At 66.8% G+C, this 26742-nt stretch carries 28 protein-coding genes; 11 read left to right on the top strand and 17 right to left on the bottom strand.

Annotation, left to right across the window (positions count from 1 at the left end; genetic code table 11):
• The 4 genes from NI18_RS18515 to NI18_RS27400 all read right to left on the bottom strand — a co-directional run.
• On the bottom strand, nucleotides 1–1145 hold a 1145-nt coding region (locus NI18_RS18515; RefSeq protein ID WP_037532112.1), incomplete at its 3' end, for an AAA family ATPase.
• Nucleotides 1145–2398: a DNA repair exonuclease gene (locus tag NI18_RS18510; protein WP_037532110.1), complete on the bottom strand. Its 1254-nt coding sequence runs from the start codon at nucleotides 2396–2398 to the stop codon at nucleotides 1145–1147. The genes NI18_RS18515 and NI18_RS18510, both read right to left, overlap by 1 nt.
• The gene (locus NI18_RS25935) at nucleotides 2395–2556 is read right to left on the bottom strand and encodes a hypothetical protein (protein ID WP_198527068.1); all 162 of its coding nucleotides are present in this window, start codon (nucleotides 2554–2556) and stop codon (nucleotides 2395–2397) included. The genes NI18_RS18510 and NI18_RS25935 overlap by 4 nt, the downstream gene beginning before the upstream one ends.
• Nucleotides 2556–2726: a hypothetical protein gene (locus NI18_RS27400; RefSeq protein ID WP_306286514.1), complete on the bottom strand. Its 171-nt coding sequence runs from the start codon at nucleotides 2724–2726 to the stop codon at nucleotides 2556–2558. The genes NI18_RS25935 and NI18_RS27400 overlap by 1 nt, the downstream gene beginning before the upstream one ends.
• A 303-nt stretch (nucleotides 2727–3029) precedes the next feature.
• Between NI18_RS27400 and NI18_RS27395 the strand changes: the two genes are divergently transcribed.
• Both NI18_RS27395 and NI18_RS18505 read left to right on the top strand, forming a co-directional pair.
• Complete coding sequence (locus NI18_RS27395; RefSeq protein WP_306286513.1) at nucleotides 3030–4616, top strand: DUF4011 domain-containing protein; 1587 nt, start codon at nucleotides 3030–3032, stop codon at nucleotides 4614–4616.
• Entirely contained in the window at nucleotides 4565–8311 is a 3747-nt protein-coding gene (locus tag NI18_RS18505; protein WP_306286512.1) for a DUF3320 domain-containing protein, read from the top strand. Before NI18_RS27395 ends, NI18_RS18505 begins: the two co-directional genes overlap by 52 nt.
• A gap of 164 nt (nucleotides 8312–8475) precedes the next feature.
• Here the strand turns inward: NI18_RS18505 and NI18_RS18500 are convergent, their stop codons facing one another.
• Nucleotides 8476–9030: a TetR/AcrR family transcriptional regulator gene (locus NI18_RS18500; protein WP_052149339.1), complete on the bottom strand. Its 555-nt coding sequence runs from the start codon at nucleotides 9028–9030 to the stop codon at nucleotides 8476–8478.
• Nucleotides 9031–9152: 122 nt separating this feature from the next.
• On the opposite strand from NI18_RS18500, the gene NI18_RS27390 reads away from it, so the two are divergent.
• Nucleotides 9153–9365, top strand: a complete 213-nt coding sequence (locus NI18_RS27390; protein ID WP_084215285.1) for an FAD-dependent oxidoreductase — start codon at nucleotides 9153–9155, stop codon at nucleotides 9363–9365.
• Nucleotides 9362–10777 carry an SMR family transporter gene (locus NI18_RS27385; RefSeq protein WP_128082325.1) on the top strand — a complete coding sequence of 472 codons (1416 nt, stop codon included), beginning with the start codon at nucleotides 9362–9364 and terminating at the stop codon, nucleotides 10775–10777. The genes NI18_RS27390 and NI18_RS27385 overlap by 4 nt, the downstream gene beginning before the upstream one ends.
• A gap of 311 nt (nucleotides 10778–11088) precedes the next feature.
• On the opposite strand, the gene NI18_RS18490 is transcribed toward NI18_RS27385, so the two are convergent.
• Both NI18_RS18490 and NI18_RS18485 read right to left on the bottom strand, forming a co-directional pair.
• Nucleotides 11089–11556, bottom strand: a complete 468-nt coding sequence (locus NI18_RS18490; RefSeq protein WP_037532108.1) for a hypothetical protein — start codon at nucleotides 11554–11556, stop codon at nucleotides 11089–11091.
• Nucleotides 11553–12272, bottom strand: a complete 720-nt coding sequence (locus NI18_RS18485) for a hypothetical protein (RefSeq protein ID WP_037532106.1) — start codon at nucleotides 12270–12272, stop codon at nucleotides 11553–11555. Before NI18_RS18485 ends, NI18_RS18490 begins: the two co-directional genes overlap by 4 nt.
• Before the next feature lie 408 nt (nucleotides 12273–12680).
• On the opposite strand from NI18_RS18485, the gene NI18_RS18480 reads away from it, so the two are divergent.
• Together NI18_RS18480 and NI18_RS18475 are read left to right on the top strand one after the other, a co-directional pair.
• Nucleotides 12681–13049 carry a hypothetical protein gene (locus tag NI18_RS18480; protein WP_037532104.1) on the top strand — a complete coding sequence of 123 codons (369 nt, stop codon included), beginning with the start codon at nucleotides 12681–12683 and terminating at the stop codon, nucleotides 13047–13049.
• Nucleotides 13046–13822 (top strand): hypothetical protein, encoded by a 777-nt coding sequence (locus tag NI18_RS18475; RefSeq protein ID WP_037532101.1) that lies wholly within the window; start codon nucleotides 13046–13048, stop codon nucleotides 13820–13822. The genes NI18_RS18480 and NI18_RS18475 overlap by 4 nt, the downstream gene beginning before the upstream one ends.
• On the opposite strand, the gene NI18_RS18470 is transcribed toward NI18_RS18475, so the two are convergent.
• From NI18_RS18470 to NI18_RS18455, 4 genes are all read right to left on the bottom strand, one after another.
• Nucleotides 13799–14695, bottom strand: a complete 897-nt coding sequence (locus NI18_RS18470; RefSeq protein ID WP_128082324.1) for a hypothetical protein — start codon at nucleotides 14693–14695, stop codon at nucleotides 13799–13801. The two genes, NI18_RS18475 and NI18_RS18470, sit on opposite strands and share 24 nt — an antisense overlap.
• Before the next feature lie 340 nt (nucleotides 14696–15035).
• Nucleotides 15036–15314: a hypothetical protein gene (locus NI18_RS18465; protein ID WP_037532096.1), complete on the bottom strand. Its 279-nt coding sequence runs from the start codon at nucleotides 15312–15314 to the stop codon at nucleotides 15036–15038.
• A gap of 74 nt (nucleotides 15315–15388) precedes the next feature.
• Nucleotides 15389–15910 (bottom strand): hypothetical protein, encoded by a 522-nt coding sequence (locus tag NI18_RS18460; RefSeq protein ID WP_037532093.1) that lies wholly within the window; start codon nucleotides 15908–15910, stop codon nucleotides 15389–15391.
• The gene (locus NI18_RS18455) at nucleotides 15910–16641 is read right to left on the bottom strand and encodes a hypothetical protein (RefSeq protein WP_128082323.1); all 732 of its coding nucleotides are present in this window, start codon (nucleotides 16639–16641) and stop codon (nucleotides 15910–15912) included. The genes NI18_RS18460 and NI18_RS18455 overlap by 1 nt, the downstream gene beginning before the upstream one ends.
• A 138-nt stretch (nucleotides 16642–16779) precedes the next feature.
• On the opposite strand from NI18_RS18455, the gene NI18_RS24665 reads away from it, so the two are divergent.
• From NI18_RS24665 to NI18_RS18435, 5 genes are all read left to right on the top strand, one after another.
• Nucleotides 16780–17085 carry a hypothetical protein gene (locus tag NI18_RS24665; RefSeq protein ID WP_128082322.1) on the top strand — a complete coding sequence of 102 codons (306 nt, stop codon included), beginning with the start codon at nucleotides 16780–16782 and terminating at the stop codon, nucleotides 17083–17085.
• A 59-nt stretch (nucleotides 17086–17144) separates the two neighbouring features.
• A complete protein-coding gene (locus tag NI18_RS18450) occupies nucleotides 17145–18914 on the top strand; it encodes a serine/threonine-protein kinase (RefSeq protein WP_037532091.1) in 1770 nt (589 codons plus the stop codon).
• Nucleotides 18881–20617 carry an AAA domain-containing protein gene (locus NI18_RS18445; protein ID WP_037532089.1) on the top strand — a complete coding sequence of 579 codons (1737 nt, stop codon included), beginning with the start codon at nucleotides 18881–18883 and terminating at the stop codon, nucleotides 20615–20617. The genes NI18_RS18450 and NI18_RS18445 overlap by 34 nt, the downstream gene beginning before the upstream one ends.
• A complete protein-coding gene (locus NI18_RS18440; RefSeq protein ID WP_037532087.1) occupies nucleotides 20614–21996 on the top strand; it encodes a phospholipase D-like domain-containing protein in 1383 nt (460 codons plus the stop codon). The genes NI18_RS18445 and NI18_RS18440 overlap by 4 nt, the downstream gene beginning before the upstream one ends.
• 146 nt (nucleotides 21997–22142) lie before the next feature.
• Entirely contained in the window at nucleotides 22143–22931 is a 789-nt protein-coding gene (locus NI18_RS18435) for a hypothetical protein (RefSeq protein WP_037532084.1), read from the top strand.
• Nucleotides 22932–23191: 260 nt separating this feature from the next.
• Here NI18_RS18435 and NI18_RS18430 read toward each other — a convergent pair whose 3' ends face one another.
• The 6 genes from NI18_RS18430 to NI18_RS23690 all read right to left on the bottom strand — a co-directional run bounded on the left by NI18_RS18430 (nucleotide 23192) and on the right by NI18_RS23690 (nucleotide 26725).
• Nucleotides 23192–23374, bottom strand: coding sequence for a hypothetical protein (locus NI18_RS18430; protein WP_128082321.1), 183 nt, complete (start codon nucleotides 23372–23374; stop codon nucleotides 23192–23194).
• Nucleotides 23375–23432: 58 nt separating this feature from the next.
• Nucleotides 23433–23888: a hypothetical protein gene (locus tag NI18_RS18425; protein WP_037532081.1), complete on the bottom strand. Its 456-nt coding sequence runs from the start codon at nucleotides 23886–23888 to the stop codon at nucleotides 23433–23435.
• Nucleotides 23889–24187: 299 nt separating this feature from the next.
• Nucleotides 24188–24529, bottom strand: coding sequence for a pyridoxamine 5'-phosphate oxidase family protein (locus NI18_RS25920; protein ID WP_052149337.1), 342 nt, complete (start codon nucleotides 24527–24529; stop codon nucleotides 24188–24190).
• Complete coding sequence (locus NI18_RS18415) at nucleotides 24526–24810, bottom strand: DUF3325 family protein (protein WP_037532078.1); 285 nt, start codon at nucleotides 24808–24810, stop codon at nucleotides 24526–24528. The genes NI18_RS25920 and NI18_RS18415 overlap by 4 nt, the downstream gene beginning before the upstream one ends.
• Nucleotides 24807–26405: a PepSY-associated TM helix domain-containing protein gene (locus NI18_RS18410; protein ID WP_037532120.1), complete on the bottom strand. Its 1599-nt coding sequence runs from the start codon at nucleotides 26403–26405 to the stop codon at nucleotides 24807–24809. Before NI18_RS18410 ends, NI18_RS18415 begins: the two co-directional genes overlap by 4 nt.
• The gene (locus NI18_RS23690) at nucleotides 26402–26725 is read right to left on the bottom strand and encodes a hypothetical protein (protein ID WP_084215282.1); all 324 of its coding nucleotides are present in this window, start codon (nucleotides 26723–26725) and stop codon (nucleotides 26402–26404) included. The genes NI18_RS18410 and NI18_RS23690 overlap by 4 nt, the downstream gene beginning before the upstream one ends.
• Nucleotides 26726–26742: the final 17 nt, after the last annotated feature.

The raw sequence follows: 26742 nt of genomic DNA, 5'->3' as shown, positions 1-26742 counted from the left end.
CCCGGCCTTCCCGTGTTTGCCCGCTCCCGCAGACGGGCGACCGCCGGCCTGGCGGGAGGCGCGGCGTCGGACAGACCGAGGTCCGAACGCAGCTGCGCGACCCTCGCCTGCCTGGCTTGCCGCTCGATGGTCAGCCGTTCGAGATCGGTACTGCCCTTCGTGACCGCACCGCGTCGTTCGGCGAGATCGTCGATCTCGTCGGCTGCGAACAGGGCCATGGCGTCGTCCGGCACGTTGTCCAGCCTGTCCTGCGCCTCGGCGTGAAGGGTGGCCGCCGCAGCTCTGTTCCGATCCGCCGCGGCGATGACGTCCAGCGCCGCGACCACGCGCTCCTCGCGGGCGGCGGGCATCGTCTTCGCGTCGGCCGAGCCTGCAAGCAGCTCGAGCAGTTCGGCGCGGCGCCTCATGGCCGGAGCGATCCGACGAAGCCGCTCGATACGCCCCTGTTCGGACAGCAGGGCGTCGCGCTCGGCCTCCGCCGCACATCGGGCGTCCTCGGCGGCCAGATGGGCGTCACGCGCATCGGTCCACGCCTTGGGTCGAACCTGACGGTCGCGCGCCGCCGTGCGGCTGGCGTCGAAGCTCCTTTCCGCCTGCGTGTAGGTCCTGTGCCTGGCGGCGCGTGGAGCCCATATCGCGTCCGCCTCCGCCTCCAGCGCCGCCAGCGCATCCACGACGTCGGTCATGCCCGAGCCCGCTGCGAAAAGCGCCTGGCCGACGTCGTCGCGGGCCTGGACTATCGCACGGCCGCCTTCGCGCAGACGGAGATGGTCCAGGCTGAACGCGAGCCGGAACCGTTCCCGGGTCTGGCCATGGAGCATGGCGAGCAGCGGACCTTCGTCCATCTGCCTGTCGTCCGCGTCGACGAGCGACCCCGCGTTCGCCTTGCGCCGGCGGACGGCGAGGCTCCGCCCATCCTCCTCGACCTCGGCTCCGATCCGGAGAAGCGGATAGTCGAAGCGGAAGTTGTAGCGGGACCGTGCCTCGAAGCCGAAGAGCAGGTCGGAGACGGCGGCCATGCTCGTGGTCTTGCCCGCCTCGTTGGGGCCGTAGATCACATGCAGGTCCGGTGTTCCGGAGCGGAAGGCGAGCTCGCATCCCTCGAAGCGACCGAACCGTTCGAGCGACAGGCGACGGATGCGCATCAGCCCGCCCTTCCAAGCCGGACGAGCAGGCCTGACGCGGCGGCCTGCGCGACGCCCGACCAATCGCCGACGGAGGCGGCATGCCGCATATCTTCCTCTTCCGGCGGCTGCGCCGCGGCGGTGGCGACGAGGAAGGGCGCCAGCTCCTGCGCGAGCGCCTCCAGCAGCTCCCCGTCGCGGGCGGCCGATGCAAGCAGCGCCGCCACGTCTTCCGACAGCTCAGCCTGCACCGCGGCGACGGGCGTCGACGTCCTGACCTGCACCTTCTCGATCCACAGATCGGGCGAGATCGCACCGGCGTGCGCGCGGGCATCGTCCCGCAGCTGCGACTGCGAGTCCGCGAGTGTCCCGGCAAGCGACGTCGCGCCCGAGAGGGTAACGCGCGCGATCAGCCCCCGGTCCGCCGTCTCCGCCGTCCGGGCGGCGGCGAGGGCTTCACGCAGGCGGACCTGGAGGTCCTCCATCGTGTCGCAGCCGTCGCAATCGACGACCACGCGGGCCCAGCGCAGGACGTCGAAGTGCACCGGCTCTATCGACGATATGACGCCGTCCTCGACGTCGACCAGGACGCCGCCCTTGGCTCCGGTCTCGCGGATATTGCGACCCTGGACGTTGCCGGGGAAGATCACCGGAGGATCCTCGCAGACGCATTCGAAGGTATGGACGTGGCCCAGCGCCCAGTAGTCGTAGCCCCGGGACCTGAGATCGGCGAGCTCGCAGGGCGCGTAGGAGGCGTGCCCTGGCCTGCCGGAAAGCGAGGTGTGGAGCACGCCGATGTTGAACATGCCGGCAGCGGCCGCGGGGTAGCGGACGGCGAGGTTGTCGGGCGCGGCCTGGTGAGCGAAGCTCCAGCCGTGGAGGGCGACGCCGAGCGCCTCGATTCGGAAGGTCTGCGGCGAACGACTGCCGAACCGGTGGACGTTGCCGGGCCAGGGCAGGCTCTTGGTGACGACGGATGCGGCGTCGTGGTTCCCTTGCAGAACATAGACCGCGATCCCCGCCTGCTCGAGCCGACCCATCTGGCGTGCCAGGTAGAGGCCGGTCCCCATGTCCCTCCAGTCGCCGTCGAACAGGTCGCCGGCGATGATGACGAAGTCGACCGCAGCCCTGCGCGCGAAGTCTATCATGTTGTCGAACGCGCTCCGGGTCGCCGCACGGACGTCGTCGACCGGAAGCCCCTCGTAGCGCGCCAGACCCGTCAGCGGACTGTCGAGGTGAATGTCGGCTACGTGCAAAAAGCGAAAGTTGGTCATCCTTCTTTCAATTTGTTCTGGTTACGAGCAACTTGGCAAGGAAAAGAAGCACAGGAGCCGCCGACTTGAACATCATCGCCGACGTCGCGGCCAAACCTGGCGAAGACCAGCTGCTCATCGATGCGGTGATCGCGCCGAAGCTGAGCTTCGCGACGCATCAGAACGACGTGCCGGTCATGCGCGAGCTGAAGATCGTGAACCTGGGCGATGCGACGATCGAGAACGTCATCCTGTCGGTGCGGGCCGATCCGCCGGTATTCGCTCCGCGCGACTGGCGCTTCGACCGGATCGCGGCAGGGGGCGAGGTGCGGGTATCCCAGCGCGACATGGCGCTGGACGCCGGACTCCTGCTCCAGCTGACGGAGGCGGTCCGAGCGAACGTCACCCTGACGGCCACCGATGCCGGCACCGGCGGCGTCCTGGCCGAGCGGCGCGTACCGGTCGAGCTTCTCGCCCGGAACGAGTGGGGCGGATCGGGTGCGATGCCCGAGCTCCTGGCCGCGTTCGCGCTCCCGAACGACGTCGCGGTCGGTCGAATCCTGAGGCCGCGAGCGAGGTCCTGCGTCGGGCGGGCCGTCCCGACGGGATCGACGGCTACCAGTCGAAGTCCCGCACCAGGGTCTACGAGCTCGTGTCGGCGATCTGGTCGGCGGTATCGGGCCTGCGCCTCACCTATGCCGAACCGCCGGCGAGCTTCGAGGTGGAGGGACAGAAGGTTCGCACGCCGAGCCAGATCGTCGAGGGCGGTCTCGCGACCTGCCTGGACAGCGCGCTTCTCTTCGCCGCGGCCGTCGAGCAGGCCGGCCTCTTCCCGGTGCTGGTGATCGTGGAGGGTCATGCCTTCGCCGGCGCATGGCTGCAGCCGCAGGAGTTCGCGACGCTGCTCGTTCCCGACGCCGCAGCGCTACGCAAGCGCGTGTCGCTGGAGGAGCTCGTACTTTTCGAGACGACGCTGGCGACGGGGTCGAGTCCGGCAGGGTTCGCCCGCGCGATCGCCGCGGCTTCCAGACTGATCGACGAGGAGCGCGAAGGCCGTTTCGTGGTGGCGGTCGACGTCCGCCGTGCGCGCATGCAGCGCATCCGGCCGCTTGCGATGACCGACGCCGGATCTCCGACCACGCCGGTCTCGGGCGGCGACATTTCGGTTGATACGGCCGGCGACGCGCTCGAGGCGGCACCGCCGCTGCCCGACTTCGACCTGGCGGAATCCGACGAGGTCGCCGCTACGCCGGAGGGGAGACTCGACCGCTGGCAGCGCAAGCTCCTGGACCTGACCACGCGCAACCGGCTGCTGCACGTCAAGCCTGGCGCCACGGCGATCCGGCTCGTCTGTCCGGACGCGGCGAGGCTCGAGGACGAGCTCGCCGACGGCCGCAGCTTCCGCATCGTCGGAGAGCCGGATCTTGCTGGAGCGGCGGGACGCGACGCCTCGCTCCATGCGGAACGCACGGGCGTGGTCCTGGACGAGGCCTATGCGAAGGCGGCTCTCGACCGAGGCGAGCTTCTCTCTCCGGGTGACCCCGCGAAGCTGGAGGCGCAGCTCGTCGAACTGTACCGCAAGGCGAGGCTCGACATGGCGGAGGGCGGCGCCAACACGCTGTTCCTGGCGGTGGGCTTTCTGCTTTGGAAGAAGTCGGCGACCGACTCCAGCCAGTACCGCGCGCCGCTGATCCTGCTTCCGGTCCGTCTGGACCGCCGGTCGGTTAGATCGGGCGTCAGGCTTTCGATCCACGAGGACGAGCCCCGCTTCAACCTGACGCTGCTCGAGATGCTGCGCCGGGACTTCGATCTGGAGATACCCGAGCTGGCCGGCCCGCTGCCGGCGGACGCTTCGGGAATCGACGTGCCCCGCGTGTTCAACGTCGTCCGGCGGGCGGTTCGGGACGCGACGGGGTTCGAGGTCGTCCCGGACGTGATGCTTGGCTCGTTCTCGTTCGCCAAGTACCTCATGTGGAAGGACCTGGTCGATCGCACCGACGTCCTGAAGGCGAATCCCGTCGTGCGCCATCTGCTCGAGACGCCGCGGGATCCCTACCCCTGCGATCGGCAGCCGCCGCGTCCCGAGGCGCTGGATGCAGAGGTGGCGCCGGGTGACCTGTTCACGCCGCTTCCGGCCGACTCCTCGCAGCTCGCTGCGTGGTGGGATCCGCGCGCGGGTGCGACTTCGTGCTCGACGGGCCGCCGGGCACCGGTAAGTCGCAGACCATCGCCAACATGATCGCCCACAACCTGGCGCTCGGGCGCAAGGTGCTGTTCGTGGCCGAGAAGCGCGCGGCGCTCGAGGTCGTGCATCGCCGCCTGGTGGCACACGGGCTGGGACCGTTCTGTCTCGAGCTGCACAGCAACAAGGCCTCCAAGCTCGACGTCCTGCGCCAGCTCGACGCCGCCTGGAGCATCAGCGAGGGTTCTCCGCAGGCCGAGTGGGACCGCCGGGCGGCGGAGCTCAGGACGAGCCGCGACGGGCTCAATCGGCTTGTGGCTGCTCTGCATCGCCGACACGGGAACGGCCTGACCCTGCACGCTGCCATCGGCCGGGTGGTAAGGGACGGTGCGGCAGGCGGCACGCTCCGTCTGGCCTGGCCGACCACGACGCGCCACGACGAGGCGGGACTCGAGCAGCTGCGCGAGGCGGCACGCCGTCTCGATCTGCTGCGTCCGGCCGATCCCGCCGAGCCGTCGCTCGTCCTGGTCGGCCGCACCGAGTGGTCGAACGCATGGGTCGCCGAGCTGCTGGCCGCAGCAGGCGGCCTCGAGACCGCGGCAGGCGAGATCGAGACGCGGCGCCAGGCCTTCACCTCGCTTCTGGGGATCGAGCTCGGGCGGGACAGGCAGGGTCTTGCCGCGACCGCGGCCGTGGCGCACGCCCTCGGCTCGGCTGCGGGTCACGATCTCGGCTTCGCCTTCGCATCCGATGCCGCCCGCTCGATCGAGCATGCGCGCGAGGCCCTTCCGATCGTCGAGGAGTACCGGCGCGAGGCGGCGTCGTTGGGCGTCCGTCTGGAAACCTCCGCGGTCCGGGCGCTGCCGCTCGACGAGATCGAGGCGGAATGGCAGGCCGCCTGCACTGCGATCTGGCCCCTATCCCTCCTCCGGCGCAAGGCGGTGGTCCGCCGGCTCGATCCCAGCGGCGAGGCCGATCCGGACATCGAGCTTCCCCGCCTTCGGTCCATGCGCTCGATCATGGCCCGGGTCGAACCTCTCGGCGCGGCCAGCGCCGTTCCAGGCTGGTCCGGCGTCGATACCGACGTGACGCGCGTCGCCGCGCTGCTCGACGCAGCCGAGGGACTGCGCAGCGCCGTCGTCCGTGCGGCGGACACGCCGGACCGGCTGATGTCGCTGCGCGGTTCGCTGCGCCGCCTGGTGACCGAGGGAAGCGACCTCCTCGCGCGGACGGCGCGATCGGGCGGGCCGGTGCGTCCTACCTCGTTGCCCACGAACGGCTGGAGGCGGCACTCGAGAGCTTCCAGGCCATCGCCTCCTCGCGTCGGGTCTCGATGGCGAGGACCTGCCGCCGCGGCGCGCGTCGCCGCCGCCGGGATCGCCTCGCACGCGTCGCAGCTCAACGGCTGGACGGCATGGCGGCGTGCGCGGCAAGCGGCGCTGGATCTGGATCTCGGCCCTCTGGTCGAGGCTGTCGAGCGTGGTTCAGTCCCGCCTGGAACGGCGGGCGCGGCGTTCGAGCTCGCCCATGCGCGGTGGTGGGCGGACGGCGTCATGGATGCCGAGCCTGCGGTGCGCGACTTCACGCTCGCCGAGCAGACGGACGCGATCGCCCGCTTTCGCGACCTGGACCGTCAGTTCGCGGAGCTGACCCAGGCGTACATCCGGGCCCGGCTGTCGGGCGGGATCCCCCCGAAGGATGCGCAGACGCAGCCGCCGGGCTTCGGTGCGCTCGCTCACCAGCTGAAGCTCCAGAAGCGGCACAAGCCGGTGCGGCAGCTCGTCGCCGAGATGGGGCCGGCGCTCACGACGCTCGCGCCCTGCCTGCTGATGAGCCCGCTGTCCGTCGCGCAGTACCTGCCCCCCGATGCCGAGCCCTTCGACCTGGTGATCTTCGACGAGGCATCGCAGATCACGCCCTGGGACGCGGTCGGCGCGATCGCGCGAGGCCGGCAGGTCGTGGTGGCCGGCGATCCCAAGCAGATGCCCCCGACGAGCTTCTTCGACCGGGGCGCCGGTGCCGAGGACGACGATACCGATGTCGAGAGCGACCAGGAAAGCATCCTCGAGGAATGCCTGGGTGCGCGCCTGCCCCAGCGGCGCCTCACCTGGCACTACCGGAGCCGCAACGAGAGCCTGATCGCGTTCTCGAACCATCGCTACTATGACGGCGACCTCGTCACCTTCCCAGCGCCCGTGACCAGGGACGTCGCCGTTTCGTGGCGAAGGGTCGCGGGGGCGTGGGCGAGAGGCAAGGCGCGCACCAATCAGGTGGAGGCGGAGGCCATCGTGGCGGAGGTTCTGGCGCGGCTTGTCGATCCTGCCTTCGTCGACGAGGACGGCCGACCGCTGAGCATCGCGGTGATCACCCTCAACGCCGAGCAGCAGAAGCTGATCGAGGACCTTCTCGATCGCGCACGGCGGGGCCGGCCGGAGCTGGAGGCCTTCTTCGCCGACGACGCCGCCGAGCCCGTCGTCGTCAAGAACCTGGAGACGGTGCAGGGCGACGAGCGCGACCTGGTGCTGCTCGGCATCGGCTATGGTCCCGAGACACCGGACGCGCCGACCATGTCGATGAACTTCGGACCGCTCAACCGCCAGGGCGGCTGGCGACGCCTCAACGTCGCCATCACGCGCGCGCGCCGCGAGATGGTGGTCTTCACCTCGTTCTCGGCCGATCGCATCGATCTTAACCGGACGAGTGCCGAGGCCGTGCGCGACCTCCGCCACTTCCTCGAGTTCGCCGAGCGTGGCCCGCGGGCTCTCGGCGAGGCGGTGTCGGGCTCGGTCGGGGGCTTCGAATCTCCGTTCGAGCAGGCGGTGGCGAGCGGCCTTCGCGAGCGTGGCTGGACGGCGGTGCCGCAGATCGGCGTCTCCCGGTTCCGCATCGACCTGGGCATCGTGGATCCCGATCGTCCCGGCGACTATCTCGCCGGGGTCGAGTGCGACGGCGCGTCCTACCACAGCGCGGCGACGGCCCGGGACCGCGACAAGGTGCGCGAGGGCGTGCTGTCGGGGCTCGGCTGGCGCCTGGTGCGCGTCTGGTCGACTGACTGGTGGCATGACGCCCCCTCGGCGCTCGACCGCCTGGACGCCGCGCTGCGAACGCTGCTCGACGAAGCGCGGACCGCACGGGCGGAGCGCGAGGCGGCCACGCCGCTGTCGGCCGGGGTCGAGAGCACGAGCTCGACGCCGACGCCGGACGAGGAGGATCAGGGCGAAGCGGCCGCAGAGCCGGTGGAGCAGCTCGGCGGCGACTATGCGAGGACCGACTTCACCGACCTGCAGGCGCAGATCGATCCTGCCCGCTTCGCCGACACCGCATATACGACGATCCTACGCCAGATGATCATGCGCGCGATCGCGACCGAGGCTCCGATACGGGACGATCTTCTGGTCGAGCGCATCGCCCGCGCCCATGGCTTCAGGCGGTCGGGCCGGGTGATCAGGGACCGCGTGATGACGCTGGCGCGGGCATCGGCGCATGTCGCGCAGGAGCACGGGGGAGCCGCGTTCGTCTGGTCCGACGCGACGGCTGCCTCGACCTGGGACAGGGGACGTCTGCCGGCGACGAGCGAGGACATCCGCGATCTCGGCGACATCGCGATGCCCGAGCTGACGGCAGTCCTGCGCGGCTGCGGCGGGGAGGATCCGACGACCGAGGCGGCACGGGCGCTGGGTATTCGGCGTCTGAGCGCCGCCGGACGAGAACGGCTCCGCCGCGCCGCGCCTGCCAAGGGTCACATTTCCTGAGCGAATGGCCCTGCCGTAGGAATGGGAAGGCCTTTCGAGCCTGGACCCGGGCCTACCCGGCCGGGCGTCGTTCGCGCCGCCCTGTCGAGCGCGCGCTTGCAGGGCATTCTCCAAGATCGTCGAGGGGCACCCGGCTCGACGAAGCCAAGTCCCGCAGGCGGCAGTTACTGCTCCGGCTCCGCACCCTCTCCAGCGCCGTGCACTGTCGCCTGCCCGTGCTCGGCATACATGTGCAGATCATCGAAGATTTCGTGCCACAGCCTGTCACTCATGGGAAAGCTGAAGAGGTTTCGGAGGTAATATGCCCCTTCGGCAGCGAGGAAGGCGATCCGCAGAACGCGCGCTTCACTGGTCGTCGCCTCCAGCGTACCGGCGCGGGCACGATACCAGCCCTTGAAGCTCGTTTCCGCCAATCCCGAGCCGGCGAGTGCTGCCATGAGGGCTGCCCCGCTGATGCTTTCCTCGCGCGTCAGCTCGGCCGTGATCCGAATGTGAGCGAGCATCCTGTCACGATCTGACGTTCGATTTGCCAGTTCCGTATCGAACCGCGTCTGCTCGCGAGCGAGCCAGCGATCCAGCACCGCGTCCATCAACGCTTCACGAGACCCGAACGCGGACTGGATGCTCGCCTTTGGCACTTGAGCGGCACTGGCCAGACTGCCGAACGTCAGACCGGCTGCACCGGTTTCTATTACGATGGTTTCCGCCGCATCGAGCACTCGCCCGCGGTCGAGAGATCTTGGGCGAGCCATGTTCGACGTCCTGTTGCATATAGATACGATCGTATCTATACTGGCGTCTCCGGATCGTAAAGATGCAAGCGCGAAAGGAGTAGTTCGCCGTGCAACCCAAGAAGGTAGTCATCGTGGGAGCAGGCTTCGGCGGCCTTGCTGCGGCCAGGGCGCTCAGCGGACGGAACGTGGCGGTGACGCTGATTGACCGCACCAACCACCATGTTTTCCAGCCCCTGCTATATCAGGTGCGACCGCGGCGTTGGCGCCTTCTGACATCGCGACTGCCACCCGCACGCTCGTGGCGGGTCATGGCAACGTGACGACGCTGCTGGACGACGTGGTCGGGGTGGATGACGATGATCGCGAGGTGCTGACGGCGTCCGGGGAGCGCATACCTTACGACTACCTCGTTCTGGCTACGGGATGCAGCTACAGCTTCTTCGGGAACGACGAATGGGCCGAGCATGCCCCGGTTCTCAAGACCCTCGCCGATGCCCTCTCCATCCGCGAGCGACTGCTCGACGCGTTCGAGCGCGCCGAACGGAGCAGCGACGCCGCCGAGGTCGCGTCGCTGCTGACCTTCGTCGTGGTCGGCGGCGGCCCGACCGGCGTGGAGATGGCGGGGGCGATCGCCGAGCTAGCGAAGACGGCCGTCGCCCGCGACTTCCGCAACATAGCGGACAGGCCGTTGCGGATCGTACTGGTGGAAGCCGGTCCCGCCATTCTTTCGGCGTTCCCGGACGAGCTGCCCGACTATGCGGCTCGCGCCCTCGACCGTCTCGGTGTCGAGCTCATGCTTGGCAACGCGGTCCGCGCCATCGATGCCGAAGGTCTGCAGGTCGGCGACATGCGCATCGATGCCGCGACGGTGATCTGGGCCGCCGGCACTCGCGCCACCGCTGCGGCGGCGTGGCTCGACGTCGATGCGGCCGGAAACGGCGCAGTGCGAGTACGGCCGGATTGCTCGATCGAGGGCAGGTCTCATGTGTTCGCCATTGGCGACGTCGCCAGCTTCACCGGTGGCGACGGGAAGCCGCTACCTGGACTTGCGCCCGTAGCCAAGCAGCAAGGTCGCTATGTCGGCGAGCTGATCTGGAGCCGGTTGCAGGGACGGACGGCATCCGCGCCGTTCCGGTATCGGAACTGGGGTTCGATGGCGGTGATCGGCCGGTCCCACGCGGTCGCCGATTTCGGCACGGTCCGCTTGCGCGGCTTCGTCGCGTGGCTTTCGTGGTCGCTGGTACACCTGATGCTGCTGGTCGACTTCCGCAGCCGACTCACCGTCTATGTCAACTGGGCCTGGTCGTGGTTCACACGCGGGCACGGGGGTAAGACTGCTGACAGGCGCGGTACAGCATCCTGTCCGACAGTCGGCGGCCGCTACAAGCCCTACCTCCGAAGGACGAAGCTGATGGCATGGATCTACCTGCTGCTAGGCGGTGCGTTCGAGGTCGGCTTCACGACCTGCATGCGTTATATCGATAGCTTCAAGAACCTGCCGTGGACGGGCGCCTTCGCGATCTGCGCACTGCTGAGCTTCGTCTTCCTCGAATCCGCGACACACACCATCCCGCTCGGCACGGCCTATGCGGTGTGGACCGGCATCGGCGCGCTCGGCACGGTCGTTATCGGCATGGTGTGGTTCGGCGAGCCGTCCACTCCCATCCGCATCCTCCTGGTGTTCGGCCTCGTCGCTTGCGTCGCCGGGCTGAAGCTCACGGCCGGACACTGAAGCGGGAAGGCTCGACACGCTCCTTGCCAACCGGCTTGGTCTTGCCCCATCCGGGGAATCGCGCCGTGACCGGCCACGGCGTGCTTGCGGAAACCTCGTCGCCGGGTCGACCCGCACTCGAGATGCAGCTCGGTTGCCCGCATGGGCCGATCGACCGATCCTGCCGGCTCACCCAGGTATCCGGCGCCCGCGGCGCGTGGCGCGGGACGGCTCCGCCGGGTCGCGCCTTCCACGCTTACGTCTGCTTGGGCGGATGAGTTGCCCGTCCAGGACGGACGCACTCGCGAACCTGACGTCGGCGGCGCCTGCCGTCAGCCGCGGCGCTGCCGTTCCGGACGGTGGCGACGACGGCGTGATCCGGCATCGTCGATCGGCATCCGGCTCGACGACAGCATGTCGATGAGGCGGCGGCTGCCGGGTCTTCCCCGCGTCCTTCGCCACCTCCTGATCGACGACGGGTCGTCGGGTCGGCCGAACACGGCCTTCAGAAGGGGTGTCCAGTGCCGGTGCAGAGCGACGGCGATGGCCTTGTCTCCGTTCGGCGTGTCGTACTGGTCCATCAGCAAGCACTGCGCCAGGCGCTTGCGCGACCTGAACTGCTCGAATTCGCTGAGGCCCGGTCGGTCCGGCTCGGATTCCATCGCCCGACCGAACGCCGGTATGTCCGGCAGGATGCCCGGATCGTCGGCGTTCGCGACCTTCTCCACCGTGGCGTCGTGACCATCCTGACCCAGTCGGATCGTCACGACGAGCCGGATGCTATCTGCCGGCGGGCTCATGCGGCCTCTCCGTCGCGATCGCCTGCGCGATCGTTCGCTACGGCACCGGACGGCCTGGCCGCATGGTCCAGCATCGGACCGGGTCTGACGCGCACCGACGACGAGAGCACGGCATGCGGTTCAAGATGCAGGTGGCCGTGCGCGACGGCCGCCAACGCCCTCGTGCGCCCACGAGATCCCGCGCCCAGCGCCTGGCGGATGTCCGCGAGACACGGTTGCCGCACGCGTGCGATGACGTCCGCGATCGCCGTGACGTCTGCCGGATCGAGTTCGTCATGCTGTGACAGGGCGACACCGATCAGTGTCGCGAACCTCGCCGACGAGCATGCGACCGCCATGGGGGTCACGACCCGGTGGAGAAAGCCGAGCTGCCTCGCCGCAGCCTTCAGGTAGCACGTCGCTCGAAAGGCGTCCGATCCGTCTTCATGCACGTTGACCAGCCACGTCCGAGAAAGGCACTCCACGACCGCGTGGACACCGACCTTGCGGACCTGCGACCCGTCATCGACGTGGATGTCGAGCGCATCGAAGCGAAAGGAGCGGACGTCCGGGCAGGAGGCGACGAACCGCTCGAGGCGATCGACGTCGCCGACGTCGGCGGCGGCGATCCCCGCCTGCGGAGCCGAGCGGCCCTTCCGAAGGACGATGAGGGCGCCGGCGCGGCGCGTATCCACGGTGTAATCAGGGCGGTCGTCAGGGCAATTGATGTCGTGCATGCTTGCTTCTCCCGAGGGCGCAGATCTTCGACTGCCGACAGCCCCCGCGCCGACAGGTGTCAGGTCCGCCTGTTCCAGGTGGACCGTCATATTCATCACTGTCAGGCCGTGTGTCGTAAGGCGGCCGGTCCAGGCCCCGGTCGTCGACTATCGCGGGCCGGTCCACATAGCGCCGTGACCCCTGCCGGTCGGCGGTCCGGTGCCTCCTCGACAGAGGGTCTTGATGCGGGCTTCGAACGCCTCTCGTCGATGTGTCATACCCTGACCTCCCGCCGACGACGCCGACCCATTAAAGTTCATCAGTTTGTGACTTTCATTTAGGTGTGACTGAGTTTGGCCACAAGGGTGAAGTCACTGGCTGATGAACTTTTATCGATCCAGAACGTGAGGATATGCTAAGGGCCGGACATGACGGGCCATGCTGTGACTAGTGAACGGAAAGAGTGGATCGACCTCTCTCACATCGGTTTCGACCGACGGCTGCACCGCCTGCTCGGCGATCCGCTGCCGATGCGGGAGCTGGCGCTCTGGCTAGCGATGTCGAAGCATCAGCGCGAGGTCGCCATGAAGCGCATGGAAGCGCTCGCGGAGTGGAAGCCGGAAGACGGATCCGGCGATGCGGCGGGGGCGGCACTGGCTGCCGGACTGAAGAAGAACCACTTCTACGAAATGGCCAAGGTTGGCGTGCGGCGCCGTCCCTGGCATCGGTGGAGGTACTCGCCGCAGCGCCACGGGCCCGCGTCAGCGATTACCATCATGCGCTCGACGCGCACGTGACGACGGCGTTCGACGAGGTGCCGGCCGATGGCCAGGTCGTCGTCAACCAGGTCGTGGAACGGCTGGCCGCCCTCGCCGCCGCCGATCTTTCGGGGGCTCCGAGCTTCGCGACCCTGCGACGCAGGGTCCTTGAGGAGCAGCGCAGACGCGACAGGCGCACCCGACCGGGCGGCCATCTCAACTTCGACTGCTGCGCCTTCGCGATGACCAATCTGGATCGGCCCGAGCGCGTCGCGTTCGCTATCATCGACCGCCGAACGCAGCTCGTGCTCGGTGCCGCACTTGGAAACGCCCGTAAAGCCGGACATGGCTACGGTCTTGCTGCGGCCGACGCGCTGCGCCGCATCAGGACGGGATCGCTGAAGGACGTCGCGTGGGCCGAGCGGCTGGAGCAGACCGAACTGGTCACCGGTCTGGACGACGGTCTTCAGAAGATCGGGGTCGAGGCGGCGTGGGCGAATCTGCCGGTGGTGCAGCCTGCCGGAAAGCCAGGGCGCTATCTGCGGAGGGCGGCGGGCGACCGCATGGGGCGGATGCTCTTTCTCTCGGCCGATCGGCTGGCAAGGTCGGCTGACGGCGATGAGCAGGAGGTGGAGGATGCCGGAGACGACGCCGCCCGCCTGCAGGTGGAGGTCGAGATCCACAACGCGGCGATACTGCCGGATCTCGAACGCGACTCCGCGCCGCGCCCGCCGGCAGGACTGATCGCCACGCTGGAGTTCTTCGCACGCGATCTGGATGTGCAACGTTCAGAGCAGGCGGAACCCGCCTGAACCGCCACGGGCCTCGCTGTGCTGAGCGATGGCGCTCTCCAGCGCGAGGGTCGCGTCCGCCGGATCCAGCGGGCGGTCGTCCTCTGTCAGCAGCAGTCGATCGGCCGGACGGCTGGTTCGGTTGAACTGAAGCTCCAGGCGACCCAACCGGCGACCGACGATGCGCGACAGGTTGGTCCGCGCGGTGCCCGGTCCGACCTGCCGCAGCCCGTCCACGCCGGCGAAGGCGTCGGCGAAGTCACGGTCGGCGGTCAGGCAGCCGGATCGCGATGCCGCCAGCGCCGCTTTCGCGAAGCCATTGATGTCCGGTCGTTCACTGGCCAGGGGCAGCGCGGCTATGATGCGGCCGTCGATTGCACATGCCGCTATAAGAAGGCTCGGCATCGAGATCGTGCCGTTCGCGAGTACCGGCAGTCTCACCCGGCACTCCGCAACCACGACGTCACCGGCGTCCGCGACGAACCCCCGTTCACGCCTGATCGCCATCAGCCGACGCCATACCGTCGACCGGTCCGGGCTCTGTAATCCCTTCTCCCTCAGCGCCGCCGTCACGGCGGAGGTCGCGACCGACGGCTTCACGTCGGGACCAAGCCGTTCGAGCGTCTCGCTCATCACGCGCTCCGAAGCGGCCGGAAGCGCCCTCCAGCCCTTCCGCGCCTTCTCGCGCTTGGGCTTCGCGCCTGCGATCGCGACCGCAGTCTGATGCGTTCTCCAGGTTCGCACCAGTTTGAGGAACTGGGTACGGCCGAGGCCGAGTCGCGCAGCGTGCGCCATCCGGTCCTCCTCCGTGGGTTTGTCGATCGTCAGGTAGCCGACGATTACGGCGACGCGCTCACGTACCTCGGCCCAGCGCATCGGGTCGACGCCCGACATGTCGAGTGACGTCATACTACTCTCCTGATCTGAATGCTTGCCGAAGTGGAATGACACGGCCGCTCGCATGGGCGGAGCAGGCGGAAGCGCGGTGTCGCGGCCGGCCCGGCTGGATGAAATCATCGGCGCGTCAGGACAGCCAATCCATGGCTGGTGATCCCAGATGACCGGCTTTTCCCGTCCGTCGTGGACGGGACGATCGCCGATTTGTCGGTGTCGGAATGCTGGTAAGGATGCTGGCCGGCTACGGCGTGCCTTCGCGACCCGGCCGTAGACCGGGCATGAAGAAGGGGGCTGATCCAGTGACCAGCCCCCTTCCTAAGTTTCGCCTGACGTTAGTTCACTGCTCGCGGTATTCGATCGAAAGTACCGACGCGCTGGCCTCGTCTGCCTTCCCCGTCGTTGCCGGCCGTTCGCCACCGGCCTTGTTCCGCTCCTCGACCATGTCGAAGAGAAGCAGGGAGAATAGATGCTGGGTCAGAGCGACCGCGCTTGCCCTGTAGGCGATGTCGCCCCATGCATTCCACCTGTCAAAACGTCCGCTCATCCATTCGAAACAGCCGTCACGGGTGCGTTCGTCGGGAAAGGTCTGTACCCAGATGGTGCGCACGATCGGCATGCGTGCCGAGAGGTCCCGATGCACTAGCGATATTGCGAATGCCCGGCCGATCCGCTCGCGTACGAAAGCGTACTTCATGTGCGCGAGGTCCTGATCGCCCCTCTGGAAGGCGGGACGGTCGATCTCCTCGACCTTGCCCTCGGCATAAAGGATCGACTCGCGCCCGGGTGAAACATGGCAAGTTCCGGGGGACGCGTTGCCAGCAGCATCTTCGCGATCGAGCAACCCTCCGCCGTTATCTTTGCCTCGCCGATCGGCGCGCGAGCGTCTCCGCTCATCAGCCCCTCGGCAGCGAGCCAGTGCATGTAGAAGAACCGGAAGCCCGAGTCTGGAAACATGTCGATCCAGACGCTTTGCGTTCTGCCGCCGCCGGTTAGACCACTTGCCGCTAGAAGGAACGCCAGCATGCGCTCTAGCTCCACGTCCCGGGCCGGTGCGGAAACGGCCTTGAAGCGCAGCCTGCCGTGGAAGAGTGCATCTCTAGCCGAGTACCACTCCCGGCCGTCTTCGTCGATCAGGATCGTGTCGAAAACGCCCGGCTTCACGCGCAGCCAGTGCCCCCACGGCAGGACGGCATCGTAGGCACGATCCGCCATTACGAAATCCCACAGGTGTCGGGATCCAGACCGCGGGCGGGCGCCGCCGGGGCCTTGGCGACCGGAACATCGAGACCATCTCCGATCGCATGCAGCTGAGCTGCAAGATCGACGACGTGCCCAAGCACGTAGGTCTCGTTCCGGTAGACGCTCTTCAGTCCGACACGCGACCCTCGGACCGACGGCGACGCGTCAAGCCGACTGGGCTGCAGGTCGCCGGGTTTGTTGCAGCTGAAGCCGAACCACCATGCGTGGTCATGCTGCCGATCGATGTCGGCTGCCGCAGCTGCTCGCGCGCTGTTCCGCTTCTTCGTCGCATTTTGGTCGCGTACGTGGCAGACCGAGATCGGTTCTGGCTCCCACTCCTCGCAGGGTGCGCCGTGATCGACGCCTCCATGCGGATGGATACCGAGCGCTTCGAGGGCGCTGCCTTCGAAGCCGAACAGGGGATGCTGCGGCGGGACACCGACATAGCCGCACAGATATCCTCCCCGCTTGGAACGGCGGATGATGCAGTCCATGCCGGTTGCCGGATCCTTCCAGGCGACCTTGTCGGCCTCCATCTTCCAGGGGCCCTCGCCTTCCGGGTGCCGGTCCTCCACCCGGAACGCCGCATCGGCGATCACCTCGCCGATGCAGTAGGTGCTTTCGACGACCGCCTGGACGACGTCCCGGCTCTTCGTATTTCCTCGCGCCATGCCTTGTGACCTCCTTATCGTTGCATCGCCCATCTCGGAGCGGGCGCTGGATGCTGCCAGCGATACCGCGGAGCAGCGACCGACATTGGCGGAGCAGCGGTGACGGTGGGGGCTCGCGTCACGTGGCCCGTCCCCACGGTCGGGAGGCATCGGCGCGATGAGCGCGATCCGATGCCGTACGAACATCGGCGACCCGCCACGCGCAGCAGCGGCTCGGGATCATGTCGGTGCTGGCGGGCAGCGAATCTGCCACGGGGCGCGCGAGGTGGCCGACGAGATCGTGGCGCCGCCAGTCGACGTGAACGGGGGGCGCTCAACGTCCAGCGGATCGGGTACCAGCAGGCGACAGCAGCGGATGCCGAGCTGACGCATGCCGCGATGCCTGCGCGACTTGCGATGATCGCTATCGACCGAGCCGACGACGGATCCTGCCGACTAGCCCGTATCGTCGCCGACTTCACCGGCTTCACCACGTAAGAAGCGTTGCCGGATCCAAGCGCGCGCCGTAGACGCGATCGCCACGGGGGAGAATACTGGTGGACTGCGGCAGCGTAGGAGAAGACGTTCCTGTCACGGCCAAGCCGGTCGTCGATGGTTACGCGATACTTGACGGCTCGCCCGCGACCGGACGCACGGCGCGGGTCTACAAAGCCGTATCCCTGACTGACGGCGCCATGGTGGCGATCAAGGTCCTGACCGCATCTGTCGAGCAGAGCGAGTTTCTCGAGGAAGCGTTCAGGCGAGAGACCCAGTCGCTGACCGAGCTTCGTCACCCCAGCATCGTAGCAATGCGTGGATCGGGCGTCACATCGACGGGGGATCGATACCTCGTACTGGACTGGATGGAGTCCGATCTTGTCCGGTGGAAGACGGCTCAGCGCGGTTTCGAGTGGGGCGAGTTCTGGCAGACCATCGGACGTCCGCTCGTATCCGCCGTGGCGCATGCCCATTCGAGGAACATCGGTCATCGCGACCTCGCCCCGCGAAACATACTGTTCTCGCCCGATGGACGCCTGGTCGTAGCCGACTTCGGTATCGCGAAGATCAGACGCTTCATGCGTACCGACATGACGCTTCGCCAGTTCGTCAGCCCGCCTTTCAGCCCGCCTGAGGCGGATGACGGAGCGGCCACGCTCGGTCGTGACGTCTACTCGCTGGCAGCGATCTTCTGCTGGTGTGCCTCGCCATCCAGCCTCGAGACGTACGGATCGGTCGAAGCCTTCGCCGACGGTTCCGACGCGTTCCCGCCCGCCGTGCGGGCAGTGCTGCTTCAGGCGCTGTCCCGCGACCCCGACGAGCGCCCGCGGCTCGCAGAGGAGCTCCTAGACCGTCTGGAAGCAGGCACGGCGTCGACCGCTGCGCGAGCGGGCGGACTGTCGTGCCTGCTCGCGATCGGCCACGTGCAGATGAGCCGTATCTGCCGAGACTTCGAACTAAGCGACCGGGCGGCCACGGAGTCGGCAATACTGGACGATCTCGGCAGCGTCTGCGCCATCGAGCCGAAGCTGGGTCCTGACGGAGAGCAGGGTACCGCGTTCGGCGATCTGGTGCTCTACGGCCTGACCCGGACCTATCATGTGCGCCCCGACGACACGCATCGGGACCGCCTGACCATATTGTCGGTGATCCAGCGGCCGTCGGGATGGCTGGAGGCACGGCGCGAGAACTCGGTCACTCCAAGGGTCGACTTCCGATTCCTGCCGCGAGGCCGGGAGCCGGACCAGAGGTCGCTTCTGCAGATACAGCAGATCATCGACGACTTCGTACATGAGCGCGCGGAGGACGAAGCCAACGCCGAGAACCGACTGCTCGATACCTGGTCGCGGATCCTGCAGGCCAGGCAGGAGCTCGAACTCGGGCGAGAGCGGCCGATCCGCTACCATTCGCATGCGGTGGAAGGCCGCCGGGTCGTGTTCCGTACCGTCGGCACCATCCCCGACGGGGCGGTGCTGGAGAAGCGGCAGGTCAAGCTCCACGATGGCACGTTCCTGACGGGACACATCGAAGACATCGATGGTCAGGAGGCCACCTTCCTGGTCGCGACCGGCGACGTCGGGCAGCTTCGCGGCGCAGGAGAGATATCGGTAAACGTCTATGCGGCCAGCGAGGCGCTCCGCAAGCAGCAGCGCGCCCTGGACGCCTTCCGGCAGCGCGAGGTCGCGAGAGCTCACATGGCCGACGTCTTCTGGACCCGGGGCTTGCGGTACCGAGCACGCCGGCGGAGCCCGTACGGTGGTTCCAGCAGGAACTGGATGCGGACAAGCAGGAGGCGGTGGCGGCCGCACTCGGCTCGCCGGACGTCCTGATCACGCGCGGGCCGCCTGGAACCGGCAAGACGACCTTCATCGCAGAACTCATCATGCAGGAGCTCGCCCGCAATCCCGCGGCGCGCATCCTCCTTGCTTCCCAGACGCACGTCGCGATCGACAACGCGGTGGAGCGGGTCGCGGAACTTCGGATGCAGGCCGGCCTCGACTTCGAGATCGTGCGGATCGGCACGAACGACGAGCGCATCTCGGAAGACGTCGAGCCGCAGCGTCTCCACCGCAGGCTGCAGGCGTGGACGGATCAGGTATCGGCACGGGTCTCGGCCTATGCGGAGGCGAAGGCGGCCGAGCGGAACGTGGATCGGACGACCGTACTGGTAGGCATGGCCCTGGAGCAGCTAGTCATCTGCGATGATGATGCGCTGCGGACCTCGGATCTCATCGGGATCCAGCAGGATGAGCTGGAAAGGCTGCCCAGGCGACGACAGGAGGGCAACCCCGGTCTCGACCTGGACGTCGCTGGCAACGTCGCCGCGAGGCGGCTGGAGCTGGCGCAGCTGCGCGAGCGGAAGCGCGCGGCCGAGGCTGAGAGCAACAGGCTTCGCGATCAGCTCGGTGCTCTCGGCCGGCCTGATATGGCATCGCTGAGAGGAAGCGAGCTGCGCACTGCGGTCGAACGGTTCATGGATCAGTCCGACGCTGCGCACCAGCTGCGCCCGCTGATCGATCTGGGCGCGGACTGGATGGCCCGCTTCGGCAGGCAGGATCATTTCGAGGGCCCCTTTCTGTCGACCGTCCAGGTGGTCGCGGGCACGTGTCTGGGCGTGCTCGGCTCGAAGTCTTCGGTCGACCTGCGCTTCGACCTGTGCATCGTCGACGAGGCCTCGAAGGCCACGGCGACTGAGATGCTGGTGCCGCTCGCGCGCGCCTCTCGGTGGGTCCTGGTCGGCGACTCGAAGCAGCTTCCGCCCTTTCAGGACGGTGCGATGCGCAAGGAGGCCTTTCTGAAGGATCACGATCTTCGCCGCGAGGACGTCGAGGAATCGCTGTTCGGCTACCTGGAGCGGATGCTGCCGGCAGCCAACGTGATCTCGTTGACGTCGCAGCGCAGGATGGTCCAGCCGATCAACGATCTCATCCAGGCATGCTTCTATCCAGACCATGAGCTCGTCTGCCGGCGGGACAAGCCCAGGCACAGGTTCTCGCCTGCGCTGAAGCATGCTGTCACCTGGATCGACACTACCCGCTCCCCTCGAAGAGGGGAGACGATACCTGAAAGCCGTGCGGGCTGCTTCAACAAGTACGAGTGCGAGCTCGTCAACACTCTGCTGCGACGCCTCAACAAGCAGTTCGCGAAGCGAGATCCTGAGCGCCTCCAGGGGAGGATCACCGCGGCGGTGATCACGGGGTATTCGGAACAGGTAAAGATGCTGGAACGTACTCTGCGTCCGCGTTCCCCGAACTGGACGCACATCGACATCATGCTGAATACCGTCGACGCGTTTCAGGGACGCCAGGCCGACATGGTCGTCTACTCGGTATCGCGCTCGAACGTATTCAACTACCTGGGCTTCCTCGATCAGCCGCCCCGTCTCAACGTCGCCCTTTCGCGCGGCAAGGACGCGCTGGTGATCGTCGGGGATCGTGACTTCTGCCGCTCGGTGACCGGGGAGAACCCTTTTCAGGACGTGCTGCGCTGGATCGGCAAGGCTGACGGTTGCAACGTGGAGCACGCGGAATGAGACCGGACGAAGTCGCCCGCTACCATGCCGATCGACCAGGTTACGAGCTGCTGGACTACGCCGAGGTGGCGTTGCCCGTCTACAAGGTCGCGCTGCGGGTCATGTTGCTGCAGCATACCCCGCTGACGCCCATGTTCGAATTCGTGCTCAAGACCATTCGGATCGGCATCGATACGCTCGACGAGATAGCGGCGTGCCTTGGCATTCCGCCGGAAATGGTGAAGTCCACGCTGGAGGGGCTCCATACCTCCGAGGAGATCGAGATCGTCGGAGGTACCGACGGACCCGAGCGGTTCAGGCTGACCCGTAAGGGCGAGAAGACGACGAGCTCGCTCGAACGCGTCCGCCCGGAGCAGCAGACGATCCGGCTGTTCTTCGACGGGCTGACGCGAGAGCCGATCGATGCGTCGGCGGCGGTACTGCTGTCCGGTCGCGAGGCGCACGATCTCGGCATGACCGAGATTCCCGCGCTGCCCAATGCGAAGATCGAGGTCTCCGACATCGATCTGGCGGCCGCGGGACGGATCCTGTCGAGGGAGCGGACCGGCGAGGGCAAGCGAGACCTTCTGGCCATCAAGGAGATCGAGCGCCGTCAGCGGCTGCATACGCCCGCGATCGCAATGGTATTTCAGGAAGTGGGCGGCGGAGACGTGGAGCTTCTCTTCGCGACCGAGACGACGATGCTCGACGAGCACAATCGTCGGTTCGCGCTTGCCGAAGGACCAAGGAAGACCCGGCTTCTCGCCGAGTTCTCCAAGCCGGCGGTGTCGGCTCAGGATTCATTTTCGCGTAAGCTCCAGACGCTGGACCGGGCCATAGCTGCGCCGGCACCGTCCGGTCGTAAGCGGACGCTGCGTGCTAAGGCTCCCGCCGCGGAAGGGACAATTTCCGCGGTCACCGTGCACGAGCATCCGCTACTTCTCTGGGACGCGATCGCGACCGCTAGCGACCGGGTCCTCATCATCTGTCCCTGGATCACGGATCAGGTCGTGGACAAGCCTGCGCTCGCATCGATAGAGAAGATGCTGAAACGTGGTGTGCGCCTCTTCGTCGGCTACGGTCTCGACGACAATGACCGGAAAAAACGGAAGAAGGTGCCCGAGGCGCTTCAGCGGCTCGCGTCGGAATACGAGGGCTTCCAGCTGCACGACTTTGGCGACACGCACGAGAAGGTCCTGATCAAGGACGACGCATTCGTCGTCGAAGGGAGCTTCAACTGGCTTTCTTTCCGGGGCGATCCGGACCGCAAGCTGCGTCACGAGCGCAGCCTGAAGGTGACAGACCCTGCGTTCGTGGAGAAGGAGTTCGCGCTATTCGAAGCCCGGTTCCGCGCCAAGGGACGTCGCGGCGGCAAGAGCGTCGAGGGCGATGCGGAATGACGGGGATGACAGGGTGACCCCATCGACGTCTGCGACTAGGGCAGCACAGTCCCAGAGCGGGGCTTCGTCGATGGAGTACGAGCGAGATGGTTTAGCGAGGAGTTCTTGTCAATTGATTATGCGGTCTTTCGAGAGTGGGCGCTTCCATGCAGGCTGAAGCCCAGCTGCAGTTCTACCGCACGCGGTTCGGACGGATTCCCACCAGGCTGCAGCTCGACCAGTTCAGAACGGATCTGGCCAGGTTGAACCTGGACGTGATGGCGGCCGCGCTCAGGCAGACCGAACGGATCGCGCAGGACCGGAAACGGCCACCCCAGGACGTGCGCCTGGCCGTATTGGGCCAGTACGATCGGCTGGTCGCTTCAATAGGACAGCTGTTCCCGGTCTTCTTCGCGTTCGAAAGCGCGTTCCGGTCCTATGCCGCAGCCCGCCTCTCGCTGATCTACGGCAGCGAGGACTGGTGGCATGGCGTCCGCGACGCGGTCGCCAGTGGCGCCCCTGTCTCGACGATCACCGATCTGAATGGCCGCAGCGCGATCCCGGAGGTCGTCATGGTGGTCAGCCGCATCTTGAGCGCGTCTCCGCAGCGCGATCGACTGGCCACGACGTACGATCTGATCGAGGAAGCCACGGTCGGACAGGTGGAGAGGCTGATCGAGCGGCACTGGACGGACATGGCGACGCCGTTCAGCGATACCGCGGCGCTCGGTGTCCCCACCTCCGCCGTCTTCGTCGCCCTGTTCTCGCGCGTTCGAAGGGCACGGAACGATGCCTATCACCATCGGCTGGTGCCTAACGCCCACGCGGCCGTTTCCGCGGCGGAGCAGCTGCTCGACCTGCTGGACATACACCTCGGTACTCGCGTCGCCCCGATCATGACCGCTCAACCTCCTCAGCTGTCCTTCGCCGTTTTCAAGGAAGCAAGGCACGCCTGAGACTAGGCTTGAACGAAGGATGCGCCACGGCGCGGAGGTTCGGTCGACAGGTCCACTGCATTCGACCGAGGAAGGTCTGCAACTTCCCGAACTGCCTATATCGACATGCCCGGCGATTCACCTAACACCGGCCAGCTGCAGGTCCATAGTTTCGCTCACCCGGCTCCTCGCAATACGGTCAGCTGGGATCGTTCACCCGCGACGCGACAAACATGGAGTAGCACGCACGCTTCATCGTCTCCGATCTTCGTATAGCAAATCTACGCGAACCGCATCGTGCCGTAGCCATGTCGGTCGAGCAGCGTCATGGCACACAGGAAAGCCAGCAACGTGTCCGTTACATGCCGGCTAGAAAAGCCGCTGCGCAGCATCGCCAGAGGGCACCTGCCATTACGCGCGGCGAAGACCCATGTGCGGATTGCGGAGAGTGTGAACACGTCCATCATCGGGTATGTCTGCCGCCCGACGGTCGAGATGATGGTAGAGCGTTGCCATCGCCCCTCAGACCATCGAGGCAGGCGTGAACGGGCAACCATCCGCGTCGTCAGATGTCATCTTCGGGATGCGGTGCACGATGTCGCCGCATAGCTGGCGAGCGCTCAACACGGCCCAGGCGAGTGCACCGGGCAGGCCATGGGGGATGTCCGGCGTAGCGGTGCCGGGTAGCGTCGGCATGCGGCTGCCAAGAAGGCGGATGACAGCGCGCTCATCCCCGCTCAGGCAACGCGAGCAGCAGCATTCGGCGACGAGGCGCCGGCCGAGCACGGCTTCGGTGAGCTGGAAGACGCTCGCCAGCGCGATGATCCCGGCGGGCGGCAGTCGCAGACTTTGACCCAGTGTAACGAGGCGGGACAGGCCGGTGCCGTCACTGTCGTGATCGCGCATCCCGCAATAGTGTCGCAGCAGCCGGACGACGACGCGTTCGCCATCGGTGACAGATGCAGTAATGCGTTCCATTAAGACCATGGCCGTTCTCCTCGGAAGAGGTTCTTCTCCGCGTCGCGTTGCAATCCCAGATCAGCTTGGCGGGCATCAGCAGTTTGAACTGGTCGCGCGATCTGGCCCAAAGCCGGAAATGCAGCCTTGGGAAGGCGCTTGTCGGGGTTCCACAGGTCGGATCGGCGCAACGCCTTTTGAGCAGTGGAAATAGGCCTCGCGCGTCTCGATCACGACTACCGATCGCGGCAGCTTTCCGTCATGGCGGAAGCACTTCATGATTTCGGGGTCAGCTGTGATCGAGGCTACGCCGTTCACCCTCAGCATGTCCTCACCTCCGGCAGGAAGAACAGCAGCCCAACTGTGGGCTGATGGACGATGTTCATCCGCGTATCGAGACGATTGTTGCCCGGACGGTCCGGGAAGGCGAGATGCCGGTCGTCGAGAGCATGGACTAAACCAGGCTCACCTCCTGGGGGCGATACGTCGGCGAGGCCGTTGGGCTGCGAGGAGCCGATGCAGAAGAAGGGCGACAGCTCGATATAACGCCGACCGTGTAGGTCGAGGTGTGGGAAAGTCTCGTCACGAACGGCGTTAGCCGGTTCCGCGTAGACGCCGCGTAGATCGTTCTCATCGGTGAGATGGCTATCGAGATCGTTCATCGTTGCATCCCTCGTCTCGCGGCGGTCAGGTTGAGCCAGAGGAAGCTCGCGGCGGCACCAGCCATTGCCAGTCCGGCCCAAAGCACCGGTCCGAACACCCATCCTCGTGCAGCGATCGCGCCGACCAATGCGGTCGCCAGCAGCGCCCAGCCGACGAGACGCCAGCGAAGCGCGTCGAGGGCGGGCAGACGTCGGCCGAAGCGGGGCTCGTGGTGACGATCGCTGGCAAGGCCGAACAATAGGAAGGCGGCGAGTGCCGGCAGGGCGGCGAGGACAGTCATTCCGCCGCAACCGCTTCGGCTAAGAGGGCCTTGTTGGTCGGCGTGCGAATCGCGCGGGGCTTGAGGACGCGGGGCCGGTGACGCGCGACGCGGCGCGCGGTCCAGGCCAAGCCAATCGCCAGCACCAGCAACACCGCATCGACTGTGGCCATCGGCCAGTCCGATACTGCGATCCACTGGCCCAAGCCTGGCCGTAGAACCAGCAGGTCACATGCGATCACCGTCATCAGCCCGATGGCGGTCGCGCCGAGCAGCGCCGCCCAGCTCTGTTTCGGTCGCAGGACCAGCGCTGCCAACGCGGCGCTGCCCCAGGCAGCGAACAGCATCGTGATCTCCCGCTCCGCCCGGTCTGGGGTTGCGAGCGGCAGCAGCCGGTTGGCGAGGAAGAACGCCGCACACCCGAGCGGGAAGCCGGCGACGACCGCGATGTTTAGTCGCTCGACGATGCGGAATCCCAATGGCGGATGGAGCGGATCAGGCAGCTTCTCGCGCCGCTTCACCGTCCACAGCACCAGGCCGCTGGCTACCATCACCGTACCGCCAAGTCCGCAAAAGAAATACAGCCACCGCAGCGTCAGGTCACCAAAACGTCCGGCGTGCAGGCCGATCATCGCGCCGTATGTGGTGACCGCGCCGTTCGGTGGGGGTGATCGCCAGAGCAGGCGGCCGGTAACGCCATCATAGGCGACGCGCGTGCCGTAAGTGGACAGGCTCGCCCGACTGGCACCAGTCATAGTAATACGCGCCGCGGCGTCGCCGGGTTCGGCGACCTCAATGAAGCCGATCGGCCCGCCCAACTGTCGCTCGCCGTTACGGACGAGCGCCTCCAGGTCCACCAGCGGCGCAGGATGACCGACGCGGACGACCTCACCGGCGGTGGGGAACAGCGTGGTGAACAGCTTCGTGCTGTCAGCATAATTGGCGACGGTCGCCCAGGGCATCAGCATCGTCGCCAGCGTGACAAGGCCGGTATAGGTGATCATCAGGTGGAACGGCAGGCCGAGAACGGCGCTGGCGTTGTGCCCGTCGAGCCACGACCGTTGACCCTTGTCCCGGCGCAGAGTGAAGAAATCCTTGAAGATCTTCTTGTGCGTCACGATCCCGGTCAGGATCGCGACCAGCATCATCATCGCCGCCACCCCGACCAGCCAGCGTGCCCAGATCACCGGCATGTAGTGCAGGTCGAAATGAAACCTGTAGAAGAAGTCGCCGCCCCGCGTCTCGCGCGCGACAGGCACACCCGTGGCGTCGACCAGCGCGGAGGTGTCCCGTCGGCGTCCGCGGTGCCGCCCCTTGGGTGCATCGGGGTTGGGTTGAGGCACCCAGAACACGTACGTTCCCGGTCCTTCAACGGTAGGCACCGTGATGAACCACGTCTTCGCGTCAGGCGCTTTACGTGCGAGGAAGCGTTGGGCGGCTTTCATCGCCAGGACAGGCCGCTCCACGCGTGGCGCTTCCGGTCGCATCCAGCGGTTCAACGGTTCACGCCAATAGGCTGCCGTACCCGCAACGAAAATGATGAAGAGCACCCACCCGAGCAGCAGGCCGGACCAAGTGTGGAGCGTCGATTGCGATTGGCGAAAGCCCCTTTTCACAATCGACCCCCATTTGAGATCGATATCCAAGTAATGCCAGCCGCGATGAAGCCAGCGAGCGAAAGCGTCCAGACGGCGCGCCATCCCGAGATGGCGGCGTAGGCCCACATGACCGCACCGGCACACATGGCCAATGCGATCAACGTCGCCGTGATCGTGGCTGCCGTGATGGGCAAGGGCAGCAACCTTGCAAGCACCATCGCCCACAAGCTGGCAACGGCATAGCCGAGCGGCATGGCGGCAACGATACGAAGTGTCGCATCTACTCGCCGCCACCACGCTACCGCCAGCCGCTTATCGGCCTTCGTTTGCACCGTCATCACGTCGTTCTCCGCCT

The sequence above is a fragment of the Sphingomonas sp. Ant20 genome (assembly GCF_000783375.1).
Taxonomy (GTDB): Bacteria; Pseudomonadota; Alphaproteobacteria; order Sphingomonadales; family Sphingomonadaceae; genus Sphingomonas; species Sphingomonas aerolata.
The sequence above is the reverse complement of the archived record's forward strand: the minus strand, read 5'-3'. Positions and strand labels throughout refer to the sequence as shown.